Below are 17,083 nucleotides of genomic sequence, written 5' to 3'. Positions count from 1 at the left end.
GCTGCCGACGCCCGCTGACCCTCTCTGCTGCCGACGCCCGCTGACCCTCTCTGCTGCCGACGCCCGCTGACCCTCTCTGCTTCCGATGCCCGCTGACCCTCTCTGCTTCCGATGCCCGCTGGCATCCCCGCATTGCGGGTGAGCATAATCGCAGGGTGCGAAATGTGGTGCTGTTGGGCAGTACGGGTTCAATCGGGACGCAGACCTGCGAGGTCATCGACGACCATCGTGACAGCTTCCGAATTGTCGGCATGGGTGCTGGCGGGGGACATCTTTCCCAGCTCGCCCGGCAGGCCGTGCACTTCGGTGTGCCAGTGGTGGGCATCGCGAATCCTGGCCTCGAGGACGAGTTCTTGGCCCGGTTCGAGGCTGCTGGTGGCACGACCCGTCCCCGCCTGGTGAGTGGGCCGCAGGCCAATATCGAGCTGGCGCAGCTGCCCGCGGACATCGTGCTCAATGCCATCACCGGCTCCGCCGGTCTGCTTGCCACCATGGCCACCCTGGCTGCCGGAACCCGGCTGGCCCTGGCGAACAAGGAGTCCCTGGTGATCGGTGGCCGGCTGGTCACCGATGCCGCCGCCCCCGGGCAGATGGTGGCTGTCGATTCGGAGCACTCCGCTTTCGCCCAGTGCCTGCGTGGCGGTGGCCGGCAAGAAGTGCGCCGCCTGGTGCTCACCGCGTCCGGCGGCCCCTTCAGGGGCATGACCCGCGATCAGCTCCGCCATGTCACCCCTGAGCAGGCGCTGGCGCATCCGACCTGGCAGATGGGTCGCGTCATCACGATCAATTCCGCGACGCTGGTCAACAAGGGCTTGGAGCTGCTCGAGGCGGCCCTGCTCTACGACGTGGCCCTCGACGACATCCAGGTGGTGGTGCATCCCCAGTCGATCGTGCACTCCGGAGTGGAGTTCGCCGACGGCGCGACGATCCTGCAGGCCTCCCCACCCGACATGAAACTGCCGATCGGGCTGGCGCTCACCTGGCCGGAGCGGATGCCGGATGTCGCCCGGGCCTGCGACTGGACGACTGCTGCCTCCTGGACATTCGAGCCGCTCGACTCCGAGAGCTTCCCGGCCGTGGAACTGGCTCGCAAGGCCGGCCGCGCCGGAGGCACGGCGCCGGCGGTGCTCAACGGCGCCAACGAGGTCTGTGTGGACGCCTTCTGCAAGGGGCAGATCGGTTTCCTGGACATCACCGAAACCATCGCGCAGGTGCTGGACCATCACTTGAGCAGCAACCACGTGCCGGACGGGCAACTGAGCGTCCAGGCGGTCCTCGATGCGGATGACTGGGCCCGGGGCCAGGCCTGCGCAGTGTGCAGGAGCCGGGGGTGAGCCCCGCGAGCGCTCCAGGTGGGCTGGGCAGTCCCGGCTACGCTGGGGCCATGGTCGATCTGCCCGTCATCCCCCTGCAATCCGTCGCACCGAAGCCCGTCGCATCCCTAGCGCAGCGCCGTAGGACCCGCAAGATTCACTGCGGAAGCGTGGATGTCGGGGGAGATGCTCCGATTTCGGTGCAGTCCATGGCCACCACACTGACCGCAGACATCAATGCCACCCTTCAACAGATCGCCCAGCTCACCTCTGCCGGTTGCGACATCGTGCGCGTCGCCGTGCCCTCCCAGGATGATGCGGCAGCCCTACCAGCCCTGGCCGCCAAGTCTCCGATTCCCCTGGTGGCCGACATCCACTTCAACCCGAAGTACGTCTTCGCGGCCATCGAGGCCGGCTGTGCCGGCGTCCGGGTGAACCCGGGCAATATCAAGACCTTCGACGACAAGGTGGCCGACATTGCGAAGGCAGCCACCGATCACGGCACCGGTCTGCGTATCGGCATCAATGCAGGCTCGCTCGACACGCGCCTGGCAGCTATGTACCAGACCGACCCCGCGGGCGCCCTCGTGCAGTCAGCGCTCAATGAGGCCAAGCTGTTCGAGGATGTGGGTTTCCATGATTTCGCGATCTCGGTGAAGCATCACGACCCGGTGGTGATGGTGCAGGCCTATCGCCGGCTGTCGCAGGCGTGCGACTACCCGCTGCATCTCGGCGTCACCGAGGCCGGACCCGCCTTCCAGGGGACTATCAAGTCCTCAGTGGCCTTCGGGGCTCTGCTCGCCGAGGGCATCGGAGACACCATCCGTGTCTCGCTCAGTGCCGATCCGGTGGAAGAGGTGAAGGTCGGCGTGAAGATCCTCGAGGCCTTCAATCTCCGGCCCCGCCAGTTCGAGATCGTCAGCTGTCCCTCCTGCGGGCGTTCCCAGGTGGATGTGTATTCGCTGGCCAATCAGGTGACTGAAGCCCTGAAGGACATGACCGTCCCGATCCGGGTGGCCGTGATGGGGTGCGTGGTGAATGGCCCGGGGGAGGCCCGCGAGGCCGACCTCGGCGTGGCATCGGGCAATGGGAAGGGCCAGATCTTCGTGCACGGCAAGGTGATCCGCACCGTGCCCGAGAGTGAGATCGTCGCCACCCTCATCGAAGAGGCGCACAGGATCGCCGCGGATTTCCCCGGCGAAGGAAGCCCTGAAGTTCTACTCTAGAGGTTCTACTCTGATACCACACCTTGACTGATGCAGGGTTTGATCTGATGAAGGATTTCTAGTCTGATGCAGGGTCTGAACTGACAAGGGTTCCCAACAACGATGAAACAACTGATGCGAGGGCGCGTCCGGCCGCTGGGACAGCGGGACCTGCTGGCCGTCCGCGCTCTGTTGGATCGCGATCCGGTGTGCAATGTCTTCGTCAGTTCGAGACTGGACATCGGGGGCTTGAATTCGGCTGCCCTCGGCTGCAAGATCTACGGCTTCGAGCGCGATGGTGGACTCGTATCGCTGTGCCATGCCGGAGCGAATCTCGTGCCGGTGGGGTACGACGAAGAGGCGTTCGACGCCTTCACCGAGAAACTGGGTCCCCGTCGGTTCTCCCAGTCCATCATGGGTGCCGTGGACTGTGTGGACGCCCTGTACCAGCGGCTCTCGATGCGCTGGGGGGACGCCTGGGGGCAATGTCGGGAGAAGCGCATGCGGCAGCCCGTGATGAGCATCGAGGGGGAGTCGCCGGTGCCGCCGGACGTCCGGGTGCAGCCCGCGTCGGTGGACATCTTCGAGTCCTATTTCCATGCGGCGGTGCGCATGCACACCGAGGAGGTCGGCGTCTCGCCGCTGGATCCGGCGCACAGCTACGAGACCTATGTGATGGCGCTGATCCGTTCGGGCCGTGCCTTCGCCGGATACGACGCCGACACCCACCGGACCTGGTTCAAGGCAGACATCGGGTGCGCGCACGGCCGGCTGTGCCAGGTGCAGGGCGTGTGGGTGGATCCCGAGCTGCGCGGCAGGGGATTGTCGATTCCGGCGATGGCCCAGGTGGTGCGGCTGTGCCGCAAGGAGTACCCGGTGGTCACGCTGTACGTCAACGACTTCAACACCCGTGCTCGCAGGCTCTACGAGCACGTCGGCTTCCAGACGGTGGCCGAGCTGGCCACGATTCTCTACTGACGGTTCGCTGATCTGCGCCAGCACAGAGCCGGTGCGGAGTGGGCCGGTCCGCGGCCACTACGATGGGCAAGCACTGTCGAGAAAGGCAAGTCCTTCGTGATTACCCGCATGAGCAAGCTCTTCGTCCGGACCCTGCGGGATGATCCCGCCGATGCCGAGATCCCCTCCCACCGCTATCTCGTCCGGGCCGGCTATGTGCGCCGTGTCGCGCCCGGCATCTACTCCTGGCTGCCGCTCGGGCTGAAGGTGCTGCACAAGGTCGAGGCGATCGTGCGCGAGGAGATGGACGCCATCGGCGCCCAGGAGGTGCTGCTCCCGGCGTTGCTGCCCAAGGAGCCCTACGAGATCTCCGACCGGTGGACCGAGTACGGCCCCAATCTCTTCCGCCTGGTGGATCGCAAGGGCACCGAGATGCTGCTCGGGCCCACCCACGAGGAGATGTTCACCCTCATGGTGAAGGACATGTACTCCTCCTACAAGGACCTGCCGCTGGTCCTCTACCAGATCCAGAACAAGTACCGCGACGAGGCGCGTCCCCGCGCCGGCATCCTGCGCGGCCGGGAATTCGTCATGAAGGACTCCTACTCCTTCGACGTGGACGACGAGGGCCTGGACGCCAGCTACGCGCTGCATCGCGCTGCCTACATCAGGATCTTCGACCGACTCGGCTTCGAGTACGTCATCGTCGATGCCAATGCCGGTGCGATGGGCGGTTCTGCGTCCGAGGAGTTCCTGGCGATCGCAGAGAACGGGGAGGACACCTTCGTGCGCTCCCCGGGCGGTTATGCCGCCAATGTGGAGGCGGTGCACACCAATGCCGCCGCGCCGGTGCCCTTCGAGCAGGCACCCTCGGCCCACGTGGTCGACACCCCCGATGTGCCCACCATCGACACCCTCGTGGCGCTGGTCAACGATCGCTATCCGCGCGAGGACCGTGCCTGGACCGGCGCCGACACGCTCAAGAACATCGTCTTCATGACCGTCGCACCGGACGGCACCCGCACACCCGTCGTGATCGGGCTGCCGGGCGATCGTGAGGTCGATCCGAAGCGCCTGGAGGTGGCTGTGCAGCCGGCCGAGGTGGAGGCCTTCACCGAAGCCGACTTCGAGGCCTATCCGCAGCTGGTCAGGGGATACATCGGACCCGTGCGGGACGGCGAGGTCTTCCTGGGAGAGAGGGCCCCGGCCGGTATCCGTTACCTGCTCGACCCCCGTGTGGTGCCGGGAACCAGCTGGGTGACCGGCGCCAACCAGGACTGCAAGCATGTGCTCGGCCTGGTGGCGGGGCGCGGGGAGGCGGCAGGCCGCGTGGGCCATGTGGGCGCCCGCCGGGGGGGCCGCCCCCCAACCCTCACGCCCACGGTGGCGCCGCGGGGGGGCCGGCCCTGTTTGGCGGCCCCGACGGCGTGGCCGATGTGGCCGAGATCCGCGAGGGCGACCCGGCCCCTGATGGTTCCGGGCCGATGAGCCTGGCGCGTGGTGTTGAGATGGGTCACATCTTCCAGCTGGGCCGCAAGTACGCCGACTGCCTCGGGCTGAAGGTGCTGGACCGCAACGGGAAGCTCGTCACCGTGACGATGGGCAGCTATGGCATCGGCGTCTCGCGGGCCGTGGGCATGGTGGCCGAGGCCAACTGCGATGACAAGGGGCTCTGCTGGCCCCGCGAGCTGGCCCCCTATGAGGTGACGGTCATCGCCACCGGCAAGGGCGAGGAGATTCTCGCCAAGGCCACCGAGATCGCCGAGACCCTGGATGCACGCGGCGTGAGCGTCCTGCTCGACGACCGCAAGGCCTCCCCGGGTGTGAAGTTCAACGATTCCGAGCTGATGGGCATGCCCACCTCTGTGGTGGTGGGCAGGGGCCTGGCCAACGGCGTCGTGGAGGTGCGGGATCGCAGGAGCGGCGCCAGGCGCGAGGTCCCGGTCGGCGAGGCCGTCGAGGCAGTGCTCGCCGAGATCGGTCGGTGATTGCTCGGCTGCGGGCATGATTGCGCTCACCGGCTGGACGCTGGCCTGGCTGATCGGTGCCGCTCTGCTGGCCGGCTGGGTTGATGCCGTGGTCGGCGGCGGAGGCATCATCCAGCTCCCGGCCCTGCTCGTCGGGCTGCCTTCCGGAGTGCCGGTGGCGACCGTCTCGGGCACCAACAAGCTGAGTTCGGTGGCTGGAACCGCCACCGCCACGGTGAGCTATCTGCGCTCGGTCCGGGTTCGCTGGCAGGCGGCCGTGCCACTGGTGATGGCCGCCTGGGCGGGTTCCTCGACGGGTGCACATCTGGTGCGCCATGTGCCGAGGAAGTGGTTCACGCCCGTGGTACTGGTGGTGCTGGTCGGCATCGGCATCTACACCCTTCGCCGTCCGGAGCTCGGCCTGCAGCACAGTCCCCGCCGCCCAGGTATCGGGTCCATCGTCCTGTTGTGCGCGATCGGCCTGGTCATCGGCCTGTGGGACGGCCTGGTCGGCCCGGGAACCGGTTCCTTCCTCATCATCGCCCTGGTGGCCCTGCTCGGCTACGGTTTCCTGCAGGCGTCCGCACTGGCCAAGATCGCCAATCTCGCCACCAATCTGGGGGCGCTGGTCGTCTTCCTCGGCAGTGGCCACATCCTGTGGATGCCGGGTCTTCCGATGGCCGCGGCCAATCTCACCGGGGGACTGCTGGGTTCCCGGACCGCCATCAAGCACGGCTCGGCCTTCGTCAGGCGGGTCTTCCTGGTCGTCATCGTGGTGCTGGGCGTGCGGCTGGCCTGGCAGGTCGTCGAAGAGTTCGCGGGCTAGCAGCGAATGGACCCAACCCGGCGATTCGTCTGCACCCGGCGTCTACAGCCAACCGGGCCACCAGCTGAGCGGCACGCCGCGGGTGACCGGCTGAGGGCTCTGGGCCACCATCGAATCCATAGCCGAGGAGCGATCCGCGCCTGCCGAGGACGCCGCGACAGGTGCCCAACCGGCCAGTACTCCCGCTTCCAGCTGACCCCACAGCCGCGACCAGTCATTCGGGTCGTTGACATTGCCCGGCAGCGTGTAGTCGACCGCCGGGGCGGTGGGCGATGCGGAGGCTGCGGTGATCTGGACCGAGACCGCATTGCGCAGTCCCTGCACCTCGGTGAAACGGGCGCTCATCTGGGGTTCGTTGTTTCCCGAGCGGCCGATCATGCTCGTCAGTCCGAAACTGAGCTCGTCGATCCGGCTGAGCAGCACCTGGAGGGCCTCGGTGCGGGAGCCGACTGCGATCCGTGCCGGAACCGCGCTGCCCTGGGCGACAGGCGTGCCCAGCGAGGCACCGTCCGGATGAGCCGCGAACAGATGCGCACCGAAGCCCGCGAAGCAGTCCAACGACACCCACATCATCGCCATGGCGGGATCGGTCTGGGTGAGGGCGGTCTTGCGGTGGGACGCAGCGGTGGCCTGGTATTGCGAGGCCACCGCCTGCAACGCCTCCCCAAGACTGCCGGCTGCGGGCGAGGCCGAGGCCATCGCCTCCACAGGGGTGCGGTTCGTGGTCACCCCACCGAGCGGATCGGCCTGCAACAGCACCGTGACATGTGCTGAGTGCGCTCCGGAGGCTGCCGAACACCATTCCCGGAAACCGGCGGGCGCGGTCCACGCGGCTGCCTGCGCGGCGCATGCACCGGTCAGGGCAGCCAGAGCACTTTCCATCTGTGCGGCCTCGCGCCGGGCATCGTCGAGGGTGCCCACCGAAGGCGAAGGCTGGCCAGTCCCACCCCTGACGACGGGGGAGGGCGCGCATCCGACCAGTAGGCCGGCGCCGCACGCTGCCAGTACGGCCCTTCGTGAGATCACGTCATGAGATTAGCCCGCCGGATCGACGCCTATGCTTGACGGGCACACAGCCTGAATCGTTGTACGCCGCGCGCCACGGGCTGGCGGCAGCCAGCGGTACAAATGAACTCACAAACGAACGAGGGGGAAGCCGTGAAGCAATCGGCTTTGGTCGAGGTGGTCGAGCCGGTCGTCGTGGCCCGCGGCCTGGAATTGGACAAGCTCACGGTGGTGCGAGCAGGCGCTCGTTCCGTGTTGAGAATCACCCTGGACGGCGATGGCCCTGAGGGGCATGGTCCTGATCTCGACCAGATCGCCGATGCCACCCGGGACATCTCAGCCGCTCTGGATGCCAGTGATGCCACCGGCCAGGTTCCCTACACACTGGAGGTGAGTTCCCGCGGGGTCTCCGCACCGCTCACCAAACCCGCCCACTGGCGGCGCAATGCCGGCCACCTGGTGAAGGTGGTGCTGGATGACGACGAGGTGGTCGTCGGCCGGATCACCGCCGCCGACGAGGACGGCGCGGACCTTGACGTCGGCGCGAGCCCACGCCGGGTGGGCTATCCGGGCGTCCGCAAGGCCATCGTCCAGGTCGAAATGAAGAGGTCCAAATGATCGCCACGACCGGGCCGGAATATCGCACACAGCTGGAGGATTGACGTGGACATCGACATGACGGCGCTGCGCGCCATCGAACACGAGAAGGAAATCTCACTCGATTTTCTCGTCGAGGCACTGGAAGATGCCCTGCTCAACGCCTATCAGAAGACCGAGGACCCGAAGCCCGGCGCCCATGTGGTGCTCGATCGCCGCAGCGGACGGGTCTCGGTCATGGTCCCCGAGCTCGACGAAGAGGGTGAACAGATCGGCGAATACGACGACACCCCGGATGATTTCGGGCGGGTGGCGGCCGCCACCGCCCGGCAGGTGATCATGCAGCGGCTGCGTGAGGCCGAGGACGAGCAGCGCTACGGCAAGTTCAGCGGCGTTGAGGGCGATGTCGTCACCGGTGTCGTGCAGCAGGACCGTGATTCCAAGACCGTGCACGTGGACCTTGGCGACATCGAGGCGATCATGCCGCTCGCCGAGCAGGTGCCCGGCGAGAAGTACGCGCACGGCACCAGGCTGAAGGTCTACGTGGTGAGCGTGCGCAAGGAGGCTCGTGGCACGCAGGTCGTGGTCAGCCGCACCCATCCGAATCTGGTGCGCAAGCTGTTCTCCTTGGAGGTGCCCGAGATTGAGCAGGGCATCGTCGAGGTGATGGCGATTGCGCGGGAGTCGGGGCACCGGTCCAAGATCGCGGTGATCTCGCACAATCCCGATGTATCGGCCAAGGGAGCCTGCATCGGGCCGATGGGCCAGCGGGTGCGTGCCGTGATGCATGAGCTGAACGACGAGAAGATCGACATCATCGACTGGTCTGAGGACCCGGCGCGTTTCGTGGCGAATTCGCTCTCACCGGCCAAGACGGTGCAGGTCAAGGTGGTGGATCCCGCGACCCGTTCGGCGCGGGTCATCGTGCCCGACTACCAGCTCAGCCTGGCGATCGGGCGCGAGGGGCAGAATGTCCGGCTGGCCGCACGGCTCACCGGGTGGCGCATCGACATCCACCCGGACACCGCGCCGGACGCAGCTGGGGACGGGCCGGGGGATGGTCACCCATCTGAAGGCTGAACTTCACCGGGCGGGTGACTCCACAGTCAACTGACAGTTCGCTCTTGGGGGTCCGACAGCCGCGCCGGGTTTGTTTGCACATGGAGCCGAGGACCCAGGGGGTGGGGACCTCGGCTCCACTGCGTCCGTGCGCACCGTGCCCGTCTGCGCTGACAGCCGGACGATAATCTGGGCCGGTGCCCACATCCAGTCCTGAACGCACCTGCGTCGGGTGCCTGCGTCATGACAGTCCCGGGGCGATGGCCCGTTTCGTGCTGGACGACGAGCGGATCGTCTTCGATCCCGGCGGCAATGCGCCCGGTAGGGGTGCCTGGGTGCATCGTGACCAGGCCTGCTGGCATGACGCGGTGGGACGAGGCGGTTTTGCGCGCAGTTTTCGTGTCCGGGTGCGTGTTGACGCTGCCCAGCCGCCGCCTTTCGCCTGCTGAGGTCGCTCTTGGCCCCTGTCGCCATGGCAATTCGCGCTCGCCATTTGGTGATTGTGGGGGGTAGGAAGCTATCCTGACGTGTGCATGTGTCTTGCGTGCAGGTCAGCCACGTCGCATTTCTGCGGCGTGGACCAATCCTTGATCCGGAAAGTGGGCTAGCGCTCATGACTACTCGATGAGTACGCACCAATGAGCACAACCGACAACTAACTGGTCCTGGCCGCAGCCCGGACCTGGAGGAGAGTAGTGGCAAAGGTCCGCGTCTACGAGCTTGCCAAGGAGCTCGGGCTCAACAGCAAAGAGCTTCTTGCGAAGTTGAATGACATGGGGGAGTTCGTCCGATCGGCTTCCTCGACCATTGAAGCCCCGGTCGTCCGAAGGGTGACCGACAGGGTTCAATCCGAGAATTCCTCGGCCCAGAACGGGCCGACTGAAAGTGCTTCGACCCAGCACGGGTCGGCCAAGAAGGCCTCGGCCAGGGTGAGGCGTGCCTCCCCGCGCCCGGGCGCGACCGGAGTGCCAGGCCCCAAGCCGGGTCAGCATGCCCATGGCGCAAAGACGCCGGGCAGGACTCCCGCGGCCGCCGCCTCTGCGTCCGATGGGACGAAGGAGCCCGGGGCGCCTCAGGCGTCGCAGGCGAAGGATGCCTCCCCGGCAACCCCGTCCGCAGCCGCAACTGGGGTGTCCGCAGTGAAGCCTCATCCGGCATCTCACTCCGATGCCCCGACTCCCGGGGACGTGCGCGCCTCGCGTCAGCCACGGGCCACACCCAGGGCACCGAGTCCTCAGTCGGGCCCGGTGTCCAGCCCGGTGCCGCGTCCAGGTGCAGCACCTCGCCCCGGCACCAGGTCCACTTCCGCTGGCGCCCGGCCATCGGTTTCACCGTCCCAGCCGAGCACGGGACATCGTCCCGGAGCCGGGCAGCCAGGTCAGCCCTCGCACGCGCCGCAGCCGCGCACGCCTGATCGCAATGCCGGCGGGCACACGCCGTCTGCGCGTCCAGGGCCGCATCCGACTCCGCATCCCTCGCGTCCTGCTCCTCGCTCCGGTGCTTCCGGTGGCCTGCCGGGTGCGCACGCGCGCCGTGGTGGGGTTCCGCGTCCCGGTAACAATCCGTTCAGCTCTTCCCAGGGCATGGGCAAGACCCGTCGGCCGCAGGCCCCGGGTCATCAGGGTACGGGCGCCGGTGACGGACGTCGCGGCGCTCCTCGCCCCGGTGCTCCCCGCTCAGGGGGCAGTTCCACCGGCATGCCGCGTCCGGGTGGCACCTCCGGTCTGCCCAGGCCCAATCCGGCGATGATGCCCAAGCGGCACAACTCGCAGCTGGCCCCCGCGGGTCAGCGAGGCAGCACGGGCGGTCGTGGCGGTCGTGGCCGTGGTGGCTTCGGCGGGGGCCCGAATCGTGGCGGTGGCGGTTTCCGTCCCGGCGGTGGCCCCGGCGGCGGTCCGATGGGTGGCGGCCGTGGTGGCCGTGGCGGTCGCGGCGGTTCGGGTACCCAGGGTGCTTTCGGCCGTGGCGGCGGCAATCGTCGTGGCCGCAAGAGCCGTAAGCAGCGCAGGCAAGAGTTCGATGAGATGCAGGCCCCCTCGATGGGCGGCATGCACATCAAGAAGGGCAATGGCAGTACAGTTCGCCTGCGCAGGGGCTCCTCGCTGACGGATCTGGCCGAGAAGATCGGCGCCGATCCGGCGCAGCTCGTCCAGGTGCTGTTCAACATGGGTGAGATGATCACCGCCACCCAGTCGGTTCCCGATGAGACCCTCCAGGTGCTCGGCTCGGAGCTCAACTTCAAGATCGAGGTCGTCTCGCCCGAGGACGAGGACCGCGAACTGCTGGAGAGCTTCGACCTGGAGTTCGGCGAGAACGAGGGCGACGACGAGGATCTCGCGCCGCGTCCCCCTGTCGTCACCGTCATGGGCCATGTCGACCATGGCAAGACCAAGTTGCTGGACGCCATGCGGCACACCCATGTCGTGGAGGGCGAGGCCGGTGGCATCACCCAGTCGATCGGCGCCTATCAGGTACAGGCCGAGGTGGACGGCAACCCGAGGGCCATCACCTTCATCGACACCCCTGGTCACGAGGCGTTCACCGCCATGCGTGCCCGTGGTGCGAAGTCCACCGACATCGCGGTGTTGGTCGTGGCCGCCGATGACGGCGTGATGCCCCAGACGATTGAGGCCATGAATCACGCCAAGGCGGCAGATGTGCCGATCGTGGTGGCGGTGAACAAGATCGACAAGCCGGGCGCGGATCCCACGAAGGTGCGCGGCCAGCTCACCGAGTTCGACCTGGTGCCCGAGGAGTATGGCGGCGACACGATGTTCGTCGACGTCTCCGCAGTCACCCACGAGGGCCTGGACAAGTTGCTGGAGGCCATCATCCTGACCGCGGATGCGGCGCTGGATCTGCGGGCCAATCCCGACATGCCGGCCCAGGGCGTCGCGATCGAGGCCCATCTTGACAAGGGCCGTGGCCCGGTGGCCACCGCACTGGTCCAGCGCGGCACGCTGCGCAAGGGCGACTCGGTGGTTGCCGGTTCGGCCTATGGCCGTGTCCGTGCCCTGGTGAACGACCACGGCAAGCAGATCGACGAGGCTCCGCCCTCGATGCCTGTGCAGGTGATCGGACTGACCAATGTGCCCGGGGCTGGCGACAACTTCCTGGTCGTCGACGACGACAGGATGGCCCGCCAGATCGCCGAGAAGCGCGAGGCCAGGATGCGCGCGGCCCAGCAGGCGGCATCCAGCAGGCGGCGCACCCTCGACGAGCTCTTCGAGCAGATGGAGAAGGGCGAGACGGGCGAGCTGCTGCTCATCCTCAAGGGCGATTCGGCCGGTTCTGTCGAGGCTCTGGAGGATGCACTGTCGAAGATCGACGTGGGCGACGAGGTCGACCTGCGGGTCATCGACCGTGGCGTCGGCGCCATCACCGAGACCAATGTCTCGTTGGCAGCAGCCAGTGAGCCGCATGCGGTGATCATCGGTTTCAATGTGCGTCCCACGGTGCAGGCCACCCGGATGGCCGACCAGAACAATGTGGACGTCCGGTACTACACGGTCATCTACGATGCCATCGACGAGATCGAGGCCGCCCTCAAGGGCATGCTCAAGCCGGTCTACGAGGAGAAGCGCCTCGGCACCGCGGAGATCCGCGAGATCTTCCGCTCCTCCAAGGTGGGCAGCATCGCCGGTTGCATGGTTCTGGACGGCACGATCCATCGCAATTCCAAGGCTCGCCTGATCCGCGACGGTGTCGTCATCTCCGAGACGTCCATCGCCTCGCTGCGAAGGATGAAGGACGATGTGACCGAGGTGAGGGAGAGCTTCGAGTGCGGCCTCACCTTGAACAACTACTCCGACATCCACGTCGGTGACCAGATCGAGACCTACGAGATGGTTGAGAAACCGAGGGAGAAGTAGTGAGCAATCCACGCATCGGCAAGTTGGAGGAGCAGATCAAGTTCACGGTTGCTCAGTTGCTGCAGCAGAAGATCAAGGATCCCCGGCTCGGCTTCGTCACCGTGACCGAGGTGCGGCTCACCGGTGACACCCGGGATGCGACGGTCTTCTACACCGTGATGGGCGAGCCCGCCGCATGGGAGGCGAGTGCCGAGGCGCTCGAATCCGCCAAGGGCCTGATCCGCTCCACGGTCGCGAAGAAGCTCGACCTTCGCTCGGCACCGACGATCACCTTCGTGCCCGACGCCACCCAGCAGGCGGCGCAGGACATGGAGGAGCTGATCGTCAAGGCCCGTCGTCAGGACGCCGACCTGAGTATTCAGCGTGGCGAGCAGTATGCCGGCGAGGCCGATCCGTACCAGTCCGGCGATTCCGCCGCGCCGACTGACTGACGCACGAGTGAGCACGGCTCCTGCCTCAGGTGAGTCCGGTCTGCTGGTCGTCGACAAGCAGACCGGACTCACCTCCCAGCAGGTCGTCGGGCGCTGCCGGAGACTCTTCGGCACCCGCAAGGTGGGCCATGCAGGCACCCTCGACCCGATGGCCACCGGTGTGCTGCTGGTCGGGGTGAACCGGGCCACTCGCCTGCTGGGGCATCTGGCTCTGCATGACAAGAGCTATCGGGCCACCATCAGGCTCGGCGTCGCCACGGTGACCGACGACGCCGAGGGCGAGATCATTTCCCGGGTCGATGCATCCGGTGTGAGTGACGAGCGGATCGCCGAGGGGATGTCTGCGCTCACCGGCGACATCTTGCAGGTGCCCAGTTCGGTCTCGGCCATCAAGATCAACGGCCGGCGCGCCTATGCGCGCGTCCGGGGCGGAGAACAGGTGAGCCTTCCGGCGCGGCCGGTCACGGTCAGCCGATTCGCATGGCTCAGCGCATCCCGCCACGGGGACCTGATCGACCTGGATGTCGAGGTGGACTGCACAAAAGGCACCTACATCAGGGCCTTGGCCCGCGACCTGGGTGCGGGGCTCGGCGTCGGGGGACACCTCACGGCTCTGCGCCGCACCAGGATCGGGCGTTACACATTGGACGACGCCGTCGTGCTCGGCGATCCCCTGCTGGGTGCCACGGCACCGCAGCTCATGAGCATGGCCCGGGCGGCACGGCTCAGTTTCGCCGTGGTCGATGTGGATGCTGCTCAACGCGACGATGTGCTCGTAGGGCGTCCACTGGCACTGAGCCTGGAGACCAGCCCCACCGGGCTGATCGATCCGGACGGTCGGCTCATCGCGCTTTACCAGCCCGCCGGGCCAGAGCTCGCGAAGCCGCTGGCCGTCCTCGCGTGACCACGCACACGGAAATCACGGTTCTGGCCTGCGATGTGCGACGATGCCCGAGCTGGACTGCTGCTCCCTGGGGCTGAATTCTCTCCTGCCGCGACGAGGGACAGGAGTCCAGGACGAGCGGGCATTTCCGGGAGAGTCGCCGGGGTGGCCCGCGAATCGTGATTTCACAGGGGGCTTCGCGCGTCAAGAGACCGACCTGCGTATGCACATTTGGCCATCGTGTCGTCAGTGCAGCTGCACACATGAAAGCTTTCCAGCGCAATTCGCTGCTCGGATTCGCAGGCTTCGGCGGTCAGGTGGGAATGTTGCACATGCCCCCCGGCTGGCGCTGTCCGGCCGGGCCTGTGGGTCCCATATCTGCGAGCACGGACACGTCGGTGTGTCCGGGTAGTGCCAACACGAGGAAGTGTTCACATGGTTGCTCAGACCATTTCACCGGCTGCCATCTTCGGCTCCGAATTCCTGGGCAGTGCACTGCTCATGGTGCTCGGCGTCGGCGTTGTCGCCAACGCGCTGCTCCCCGAGACCAAGGGCCATGACGGTGGCTGGCAGATGATCGACTGGGGATGGGGCGTCGGTGTGCTGGCCGGTGTCTTCGCCGCCTATCGCACCGGCGGCCACCTGAATCCCGCAGTGACCATCGGGCTGACCGTGGCGGGCAAGGACCTTGCTCCGGGCATCCCGGCGACATTGCCCCATGTCATGACATACATCGCCGGGGAACTGTGCGGCGCCTTCGTCGGTGCGGTGCTGGCTTGGCTGGCATACAAGCAGCACTACGACCTGGACTGCGATCCTGCTCTCAAGCTGGGCACCTTCTCCACCGGCCCCCAGATCCGCAACTACGGATGGAATCTGGTCACCGAGATCATCGCGACCTATGTGCTGATCATCTGGGTGATCCTCTCCGGTTACACGAACGTGGCCACGATCACCGGTAGCGCGTCCATCCAGCAGATCAGCGGCTCCCTCATCGGCCCGCTCGGCGTCACCCTGCTCATCATGGGTATCGGCAATTCGCTCGGTGGCCCGACCGGATATGCCCTCAACCCCACCAGGGACCTGGGGCCGCGTATCGCGCATGCCATCCTGCCGATCAAGGGCAAGGGCTCGTCAGACTGGTCATATGCCTGGGTGCCGATCGTGGGCCCACTCACCGGTGCAGTGCTGGCCGGGCTGACCTACCAAATCTTCTGGTGAGCCCGGGCCGGGATCTCGTCACTTCGATCGAGGCAGATCACCGCAGTGACTCCCGGCCTTGGCCGCCGCTGCAACCATCCACCACATCACACAGGAGAACACGCAGATGAGCGCACACGACAAATATGTCCTGGCAATCGACGAAGGCACCACCTCCACCCGGGCCATCATCTTCGACCACGGCGGCCAGATCGTGGCGGTCGGCCAGCAGGAGTTCACGCAGTACTTCCCGCGGGCCGGTTGGGTCGAGCACGATCCGGTGGAGGTCTGGGACGCGATCCGAGCGGTTGTCGGGCAGGCCCTTTCCAAGGCCTCGATCAACAGGCACCAGCTCGCAGCCGTCGGTATCACCAATCAGCGTGAGACCGCGGTGGTCTGGGACCGGGAGACCGGCAAGCCGGTCTACAACGCGATCGTGTGGCAGGACACCCGCACCCAGAAGATCTGCGACGACCTGGCAGCCGGCGATGAGAGGGGAACCGATCGCTTCAAGGACATCTGCGGTCTTCCCCTTGCCACCTACTTCTCCGGACCGAAGGTGCGCTGGATTCTCGACAATGTCGAGGGTGCACGCGAGAAGGCCGAGGCCGGTCGGCTCGCGATGGGCACCATGGACACCTGGGTGCTGTGGAATCTCACCGGCGGCACCGAGGGCGGCCTTTTCATCACCGATGTCACCAATGCGTCCCGCACGATGCTCATGAACATCGCCTCCATGGAATGGGACGACCAGCTGATCGGGGCCATGGGTATCCCCAAGTCGATGCTGCCCGAGATCCGTTCCAGCTCCGAGTTCTACGGTGTCGGCCGTCCAACCGGTCTGCTGGTCGATACTCCGATCACCGGAATCCTCGGTGACCAGCAGGCTGCCACCTTCGGCCAGGCCTGTTTCGAGAAGGGCATGGCCAAGAACACCTATGGCACCGGCTGCTTCATGCTGCAGAACACCGGCATCGATCCGATCATTTCCAAGAACGGCCTGCTCACCACCGTCTGCTACAAGATCGGCGACCAGCCCACCGTCTACGCACTGGAGGGCTCCATCGCTGTTGCCGGTTCGCTGGTGCAGTGGCTGCGCGACAATCTGAAGCTGTTCAGCTCCGCTCCTGAGGTCGAGGAGCTCGCCGCCTCGGTGAAGGACAACGGCGGCGCCTACTTCGTGCCCGCCTTCTCCGGTCTCTTCGCGCCGTATTGGCGTCCGGATGCCCGCGGCGCGCTGGTCGGGCTGACCCGTTATGTCAACCGCGGCCACATCGCCCGCGCCGTGCTGGAATCCACCGCCTACCAGGCGCGCGAGGTGCTGGATGCCATGAAGGCCGATTCCGGTGTCGAACTGACACAGCTCAAGGTGGACGGCGGCATGACTTCCAATGAGCTGCTCATGCAGTTCCAAGCCGATCAGGTGGGCGTGCCGGTGGTCCGGCCGAAGGTGGCGGAGACCACCGCGCTGGGTGCGGCTTATGCAGCCGGCATCGCAGTGGGCTACTGGTCGAGTGAACAAGATGTGGTCGACAACTGGGCCGAGGACAAGTCGTGGCGTCCGGTCATGGCCGACAGCGAGCGTGACCGGCTGTTCCGCAACTGGAAGAAGGCCGTGACCAAGACCTTCGACTGGGTGGACGACGACGTCGTCGAGTGAGCCGAAGCACACAGAGGGCCTGTCCATCCCATGGGGTGTGAATGCGCTCATTGGTGTGGATATGGCAGAGCCCCACCTCCCCCGCTGTGCACCAGGGAGGAAGCCAGG

The 17,083-nt window shown here is 66.5% G+C and carries 13 protein-coding genes and 1 pseudogene; 13 read left to right on the top strand and 1 reads right to left on the bottom strand.

Translation table 11 applies throughout. The annotated features are described in order from the left end of the window. The first annotated feature begins 155 nt into the window (after positions 1–155). From dxr to ABF648_RS09555, 5 genes and pseudogenes are all read left to right on the top strand, one after another. Entirely contained in the window at positions 156–1,334 is a 1,179-nt protein-coding gene (gene dxr, locus ABF648_RS09575) for a 1-deoxy-D-xylulose-5-phosphate reductoisomerase (RefSeq protein ID WP_415632058.1), read from the top strand. A gap of 50 nt (positions 1,335–1,384) precedes the next feature. Next, the gene (gene ispG, locus ABF648_RS09570; RefSeq protein ID WP_415632057.1) at positions 1,385–2,539 is read left to right on the top strand and encodes a flavodoxin-dependent (E)-4-hydroxy-3-methylbut-2-enyl-diphosphate synthase; all 1,155 of its coding nucleotides are present in this window, start codon (positions 1,385–1,387) and stop codon (positions 2,537–2,539) included. A gap of 102 nt (positions 2,540–2,641) precedes the next feature. Further along, on the top strand, positions 2,642–3,496 hold the full coding sequence (locus ABF648_RS09565) for a GNAT family N-acetyltransferase (RefSeq protein WP_415632056.1): 855 nt from the start codon (positions 2,642–2,644) through the stop codon (positions 3,494–3,496). Between the two features lie 108 nt (positions 3,497–3,604). Beyond that, positions 3,605–5,463, top strand: a pseudogene (gene proS / locus ABF648_RS09560) (proline--tRNA ligase). A 16-nt stretch (positions 5,464–5,479) separates the two neighbouring features. Next, on the top strand, positions 5,480–6,268 hold the full coding sequence (locus tag ABF648_RS09555; protein WP_415632055.1) for a sulfite exporter TauE/SafE family protein: 789 nt from the start codon (positions 5,480–5,482) through the stop codon (positions 6,266–6,268). 42 nt (positions 6,269–6,310) lie between these two features. Here the strand turns inward: ABF648_RS09555 and ABF648_RS09550 are convergent, their stop codons facing one another. Continuing rightward, positions 6,311–7,294: a DUF4439 domain-containing protein gene (locus ABF648_RS09550; RefSeq protein ID WP_415632054.1), complete on the bottom strand. Its 984-nt coding sequence runs from the start codon at positions 7,292–7,294 to the stop codon at positions 6,311–6,313. 132 nt (positions 7,295–7,426) lie between these two features. Here ABF648_RS09550 and rimP point away from each other — a divergent pair, with 132 nt between their 5' ends. From rimP to glpK, 8 genes are all read left to right on the top strand, one after another. Beyond that, entirely contained in the window at positions 7,427–7,891 is a 465-nt protein-coding gene (rimP, locus tag ABF648_RS09545; RefSeq protein ID WP_415632053.1) for a ribosome maturation factor RimP, read from the top strand. A 45-nt stretch (positions 7,892–7,936) separates the two neighbouring features. After that, positions 7,937–8,950: a transcription termination factor NusA gene (gene nusA, locus ABF648_RS09540; protein WP_415632052.1), complete on the top strand. Its 1,014-nt coding sequence runs from the start codon at positions 7,937–7,939 to the stop codon at positions 8,948–8,950. 176 nt (positions 8,951–9,126) lie between these two features. Continuing rightward, complete coding sequence (locus tag ABF648_RS09535; protein WP_415632051.1) at positions 9,127–9,378, top strand: YlxR family protein; 252 nt, start codon at positions 9,127–9,129, stop codon at positions 9,376–9,378. 246 nt (positions 9,379–9,624) lie between these two features. Continuing rightward, positions 9,625–12,801: a translation initiation factor IF-2 gene (gene infB, locus ABF648_RS09530; RefSeq protein WP_415632050.1), complete on the top strand. Its 3,177-nt coding sequence runs from the start codon at positions 9,625–9,627 to the stop codon at positions 12,799–12,801. Continuing rightward, complete coding sequence (gene rbfA / locus ABF648_RS09525; protein ID WP_415632049.1) at positions 12,801–13,232, top strand: 30S ribosome-binding factor RbfA; 432 nt, start codon at positions 12,801–12,803, stop codon at positions 13,230–13,232. The genes infB and rbfA overlap by 1 nt, the downstream gene beginning before the upstream one ends. A 7-nt stretch (positions 13,233–13,239) precedes the next feature. After that, complete coding sequence (gene truB, locus ABF648_RS09520) at positions 13,240–14,136, top strand: tRNA pseudouridine(55) synthase TruB (protein ID WP_415632048.1); 897 nt, start codon at positions 13,240–13,242, stop codon at positions 14,134–14,136. Positions 14,137–14,550: 414 nt separating this feature from the next. Beyond that, positions 14,551–15,336, top strand: coding sequence for an MIP/aquaporin family protein (locus tag ABF648_RS09515; protein WP_415632047.1), 786 nt, complete (start codon positions 14,551–14,553; stop codon positions 15,334–15,336). Between the two features lie 106 nt (positions 15,337–15,442). Then, entirely contained in the window at positions 15,443–16,975 is a 1,533-nt protein-coding gene (gene glpK, locus ABF648_RS09510) for a glycerol kinase GlpK (RefSeq protein ID WP_415632046.1), read from the top strand. The last annotated feature ends 108 nt before the right edge of the window (positions 16,976–17,083 follow it).

It is taken from the genome of Propionibacterium sp., from assembly GCF_047719395.1.
Taxonomy (GTDB): Bacteria; Actinomycetota; Actinomycetes; order Propionibacteriales; family Propionibacteriaceae; genus Propionibacterium.
The sequence above is the reverse complement of the archived record's forward strand: the minus strand, read 5'-3'. Positions and strand labels throughout refer to the sequence as shown.

Coding starts and splice junctions, on each gene's coding strand:
- ispG (WP_415632057.1), top strand. CDS start 1,385: ATGGTCGATCTGCCCGTCATCCCCCTGCAATCCGTCGCACCGAAGCCC.
- ABF648_RS09565 (WP_415632056.1), top strand. CDS start 2,642: ATGAAACAACTGATGCGAGGGCGCGTCCGGCCGCTGGGACAGCGGGAC.
- ABF648_RS09555 (WP_415632055.1), top strand. CDS start 5,480: ATGATTGCGCTCACCGGCTGGACGCTGGCCTGGCTGATCGGTGCCGCT.
- ABF648_RS09515 (WP_415632047.1), top strand. CDS start 14,551: ATGGTTGCTCAGACCATTTCACCGGCTGCCATCTTCGGCTCCGAATTC.
- glpK (WP_415632046.1), top strand. CDS start 15,443: ATGAGCGCACACGACAAATATGTCCTGGCAATCGACGAAGGCACCACC.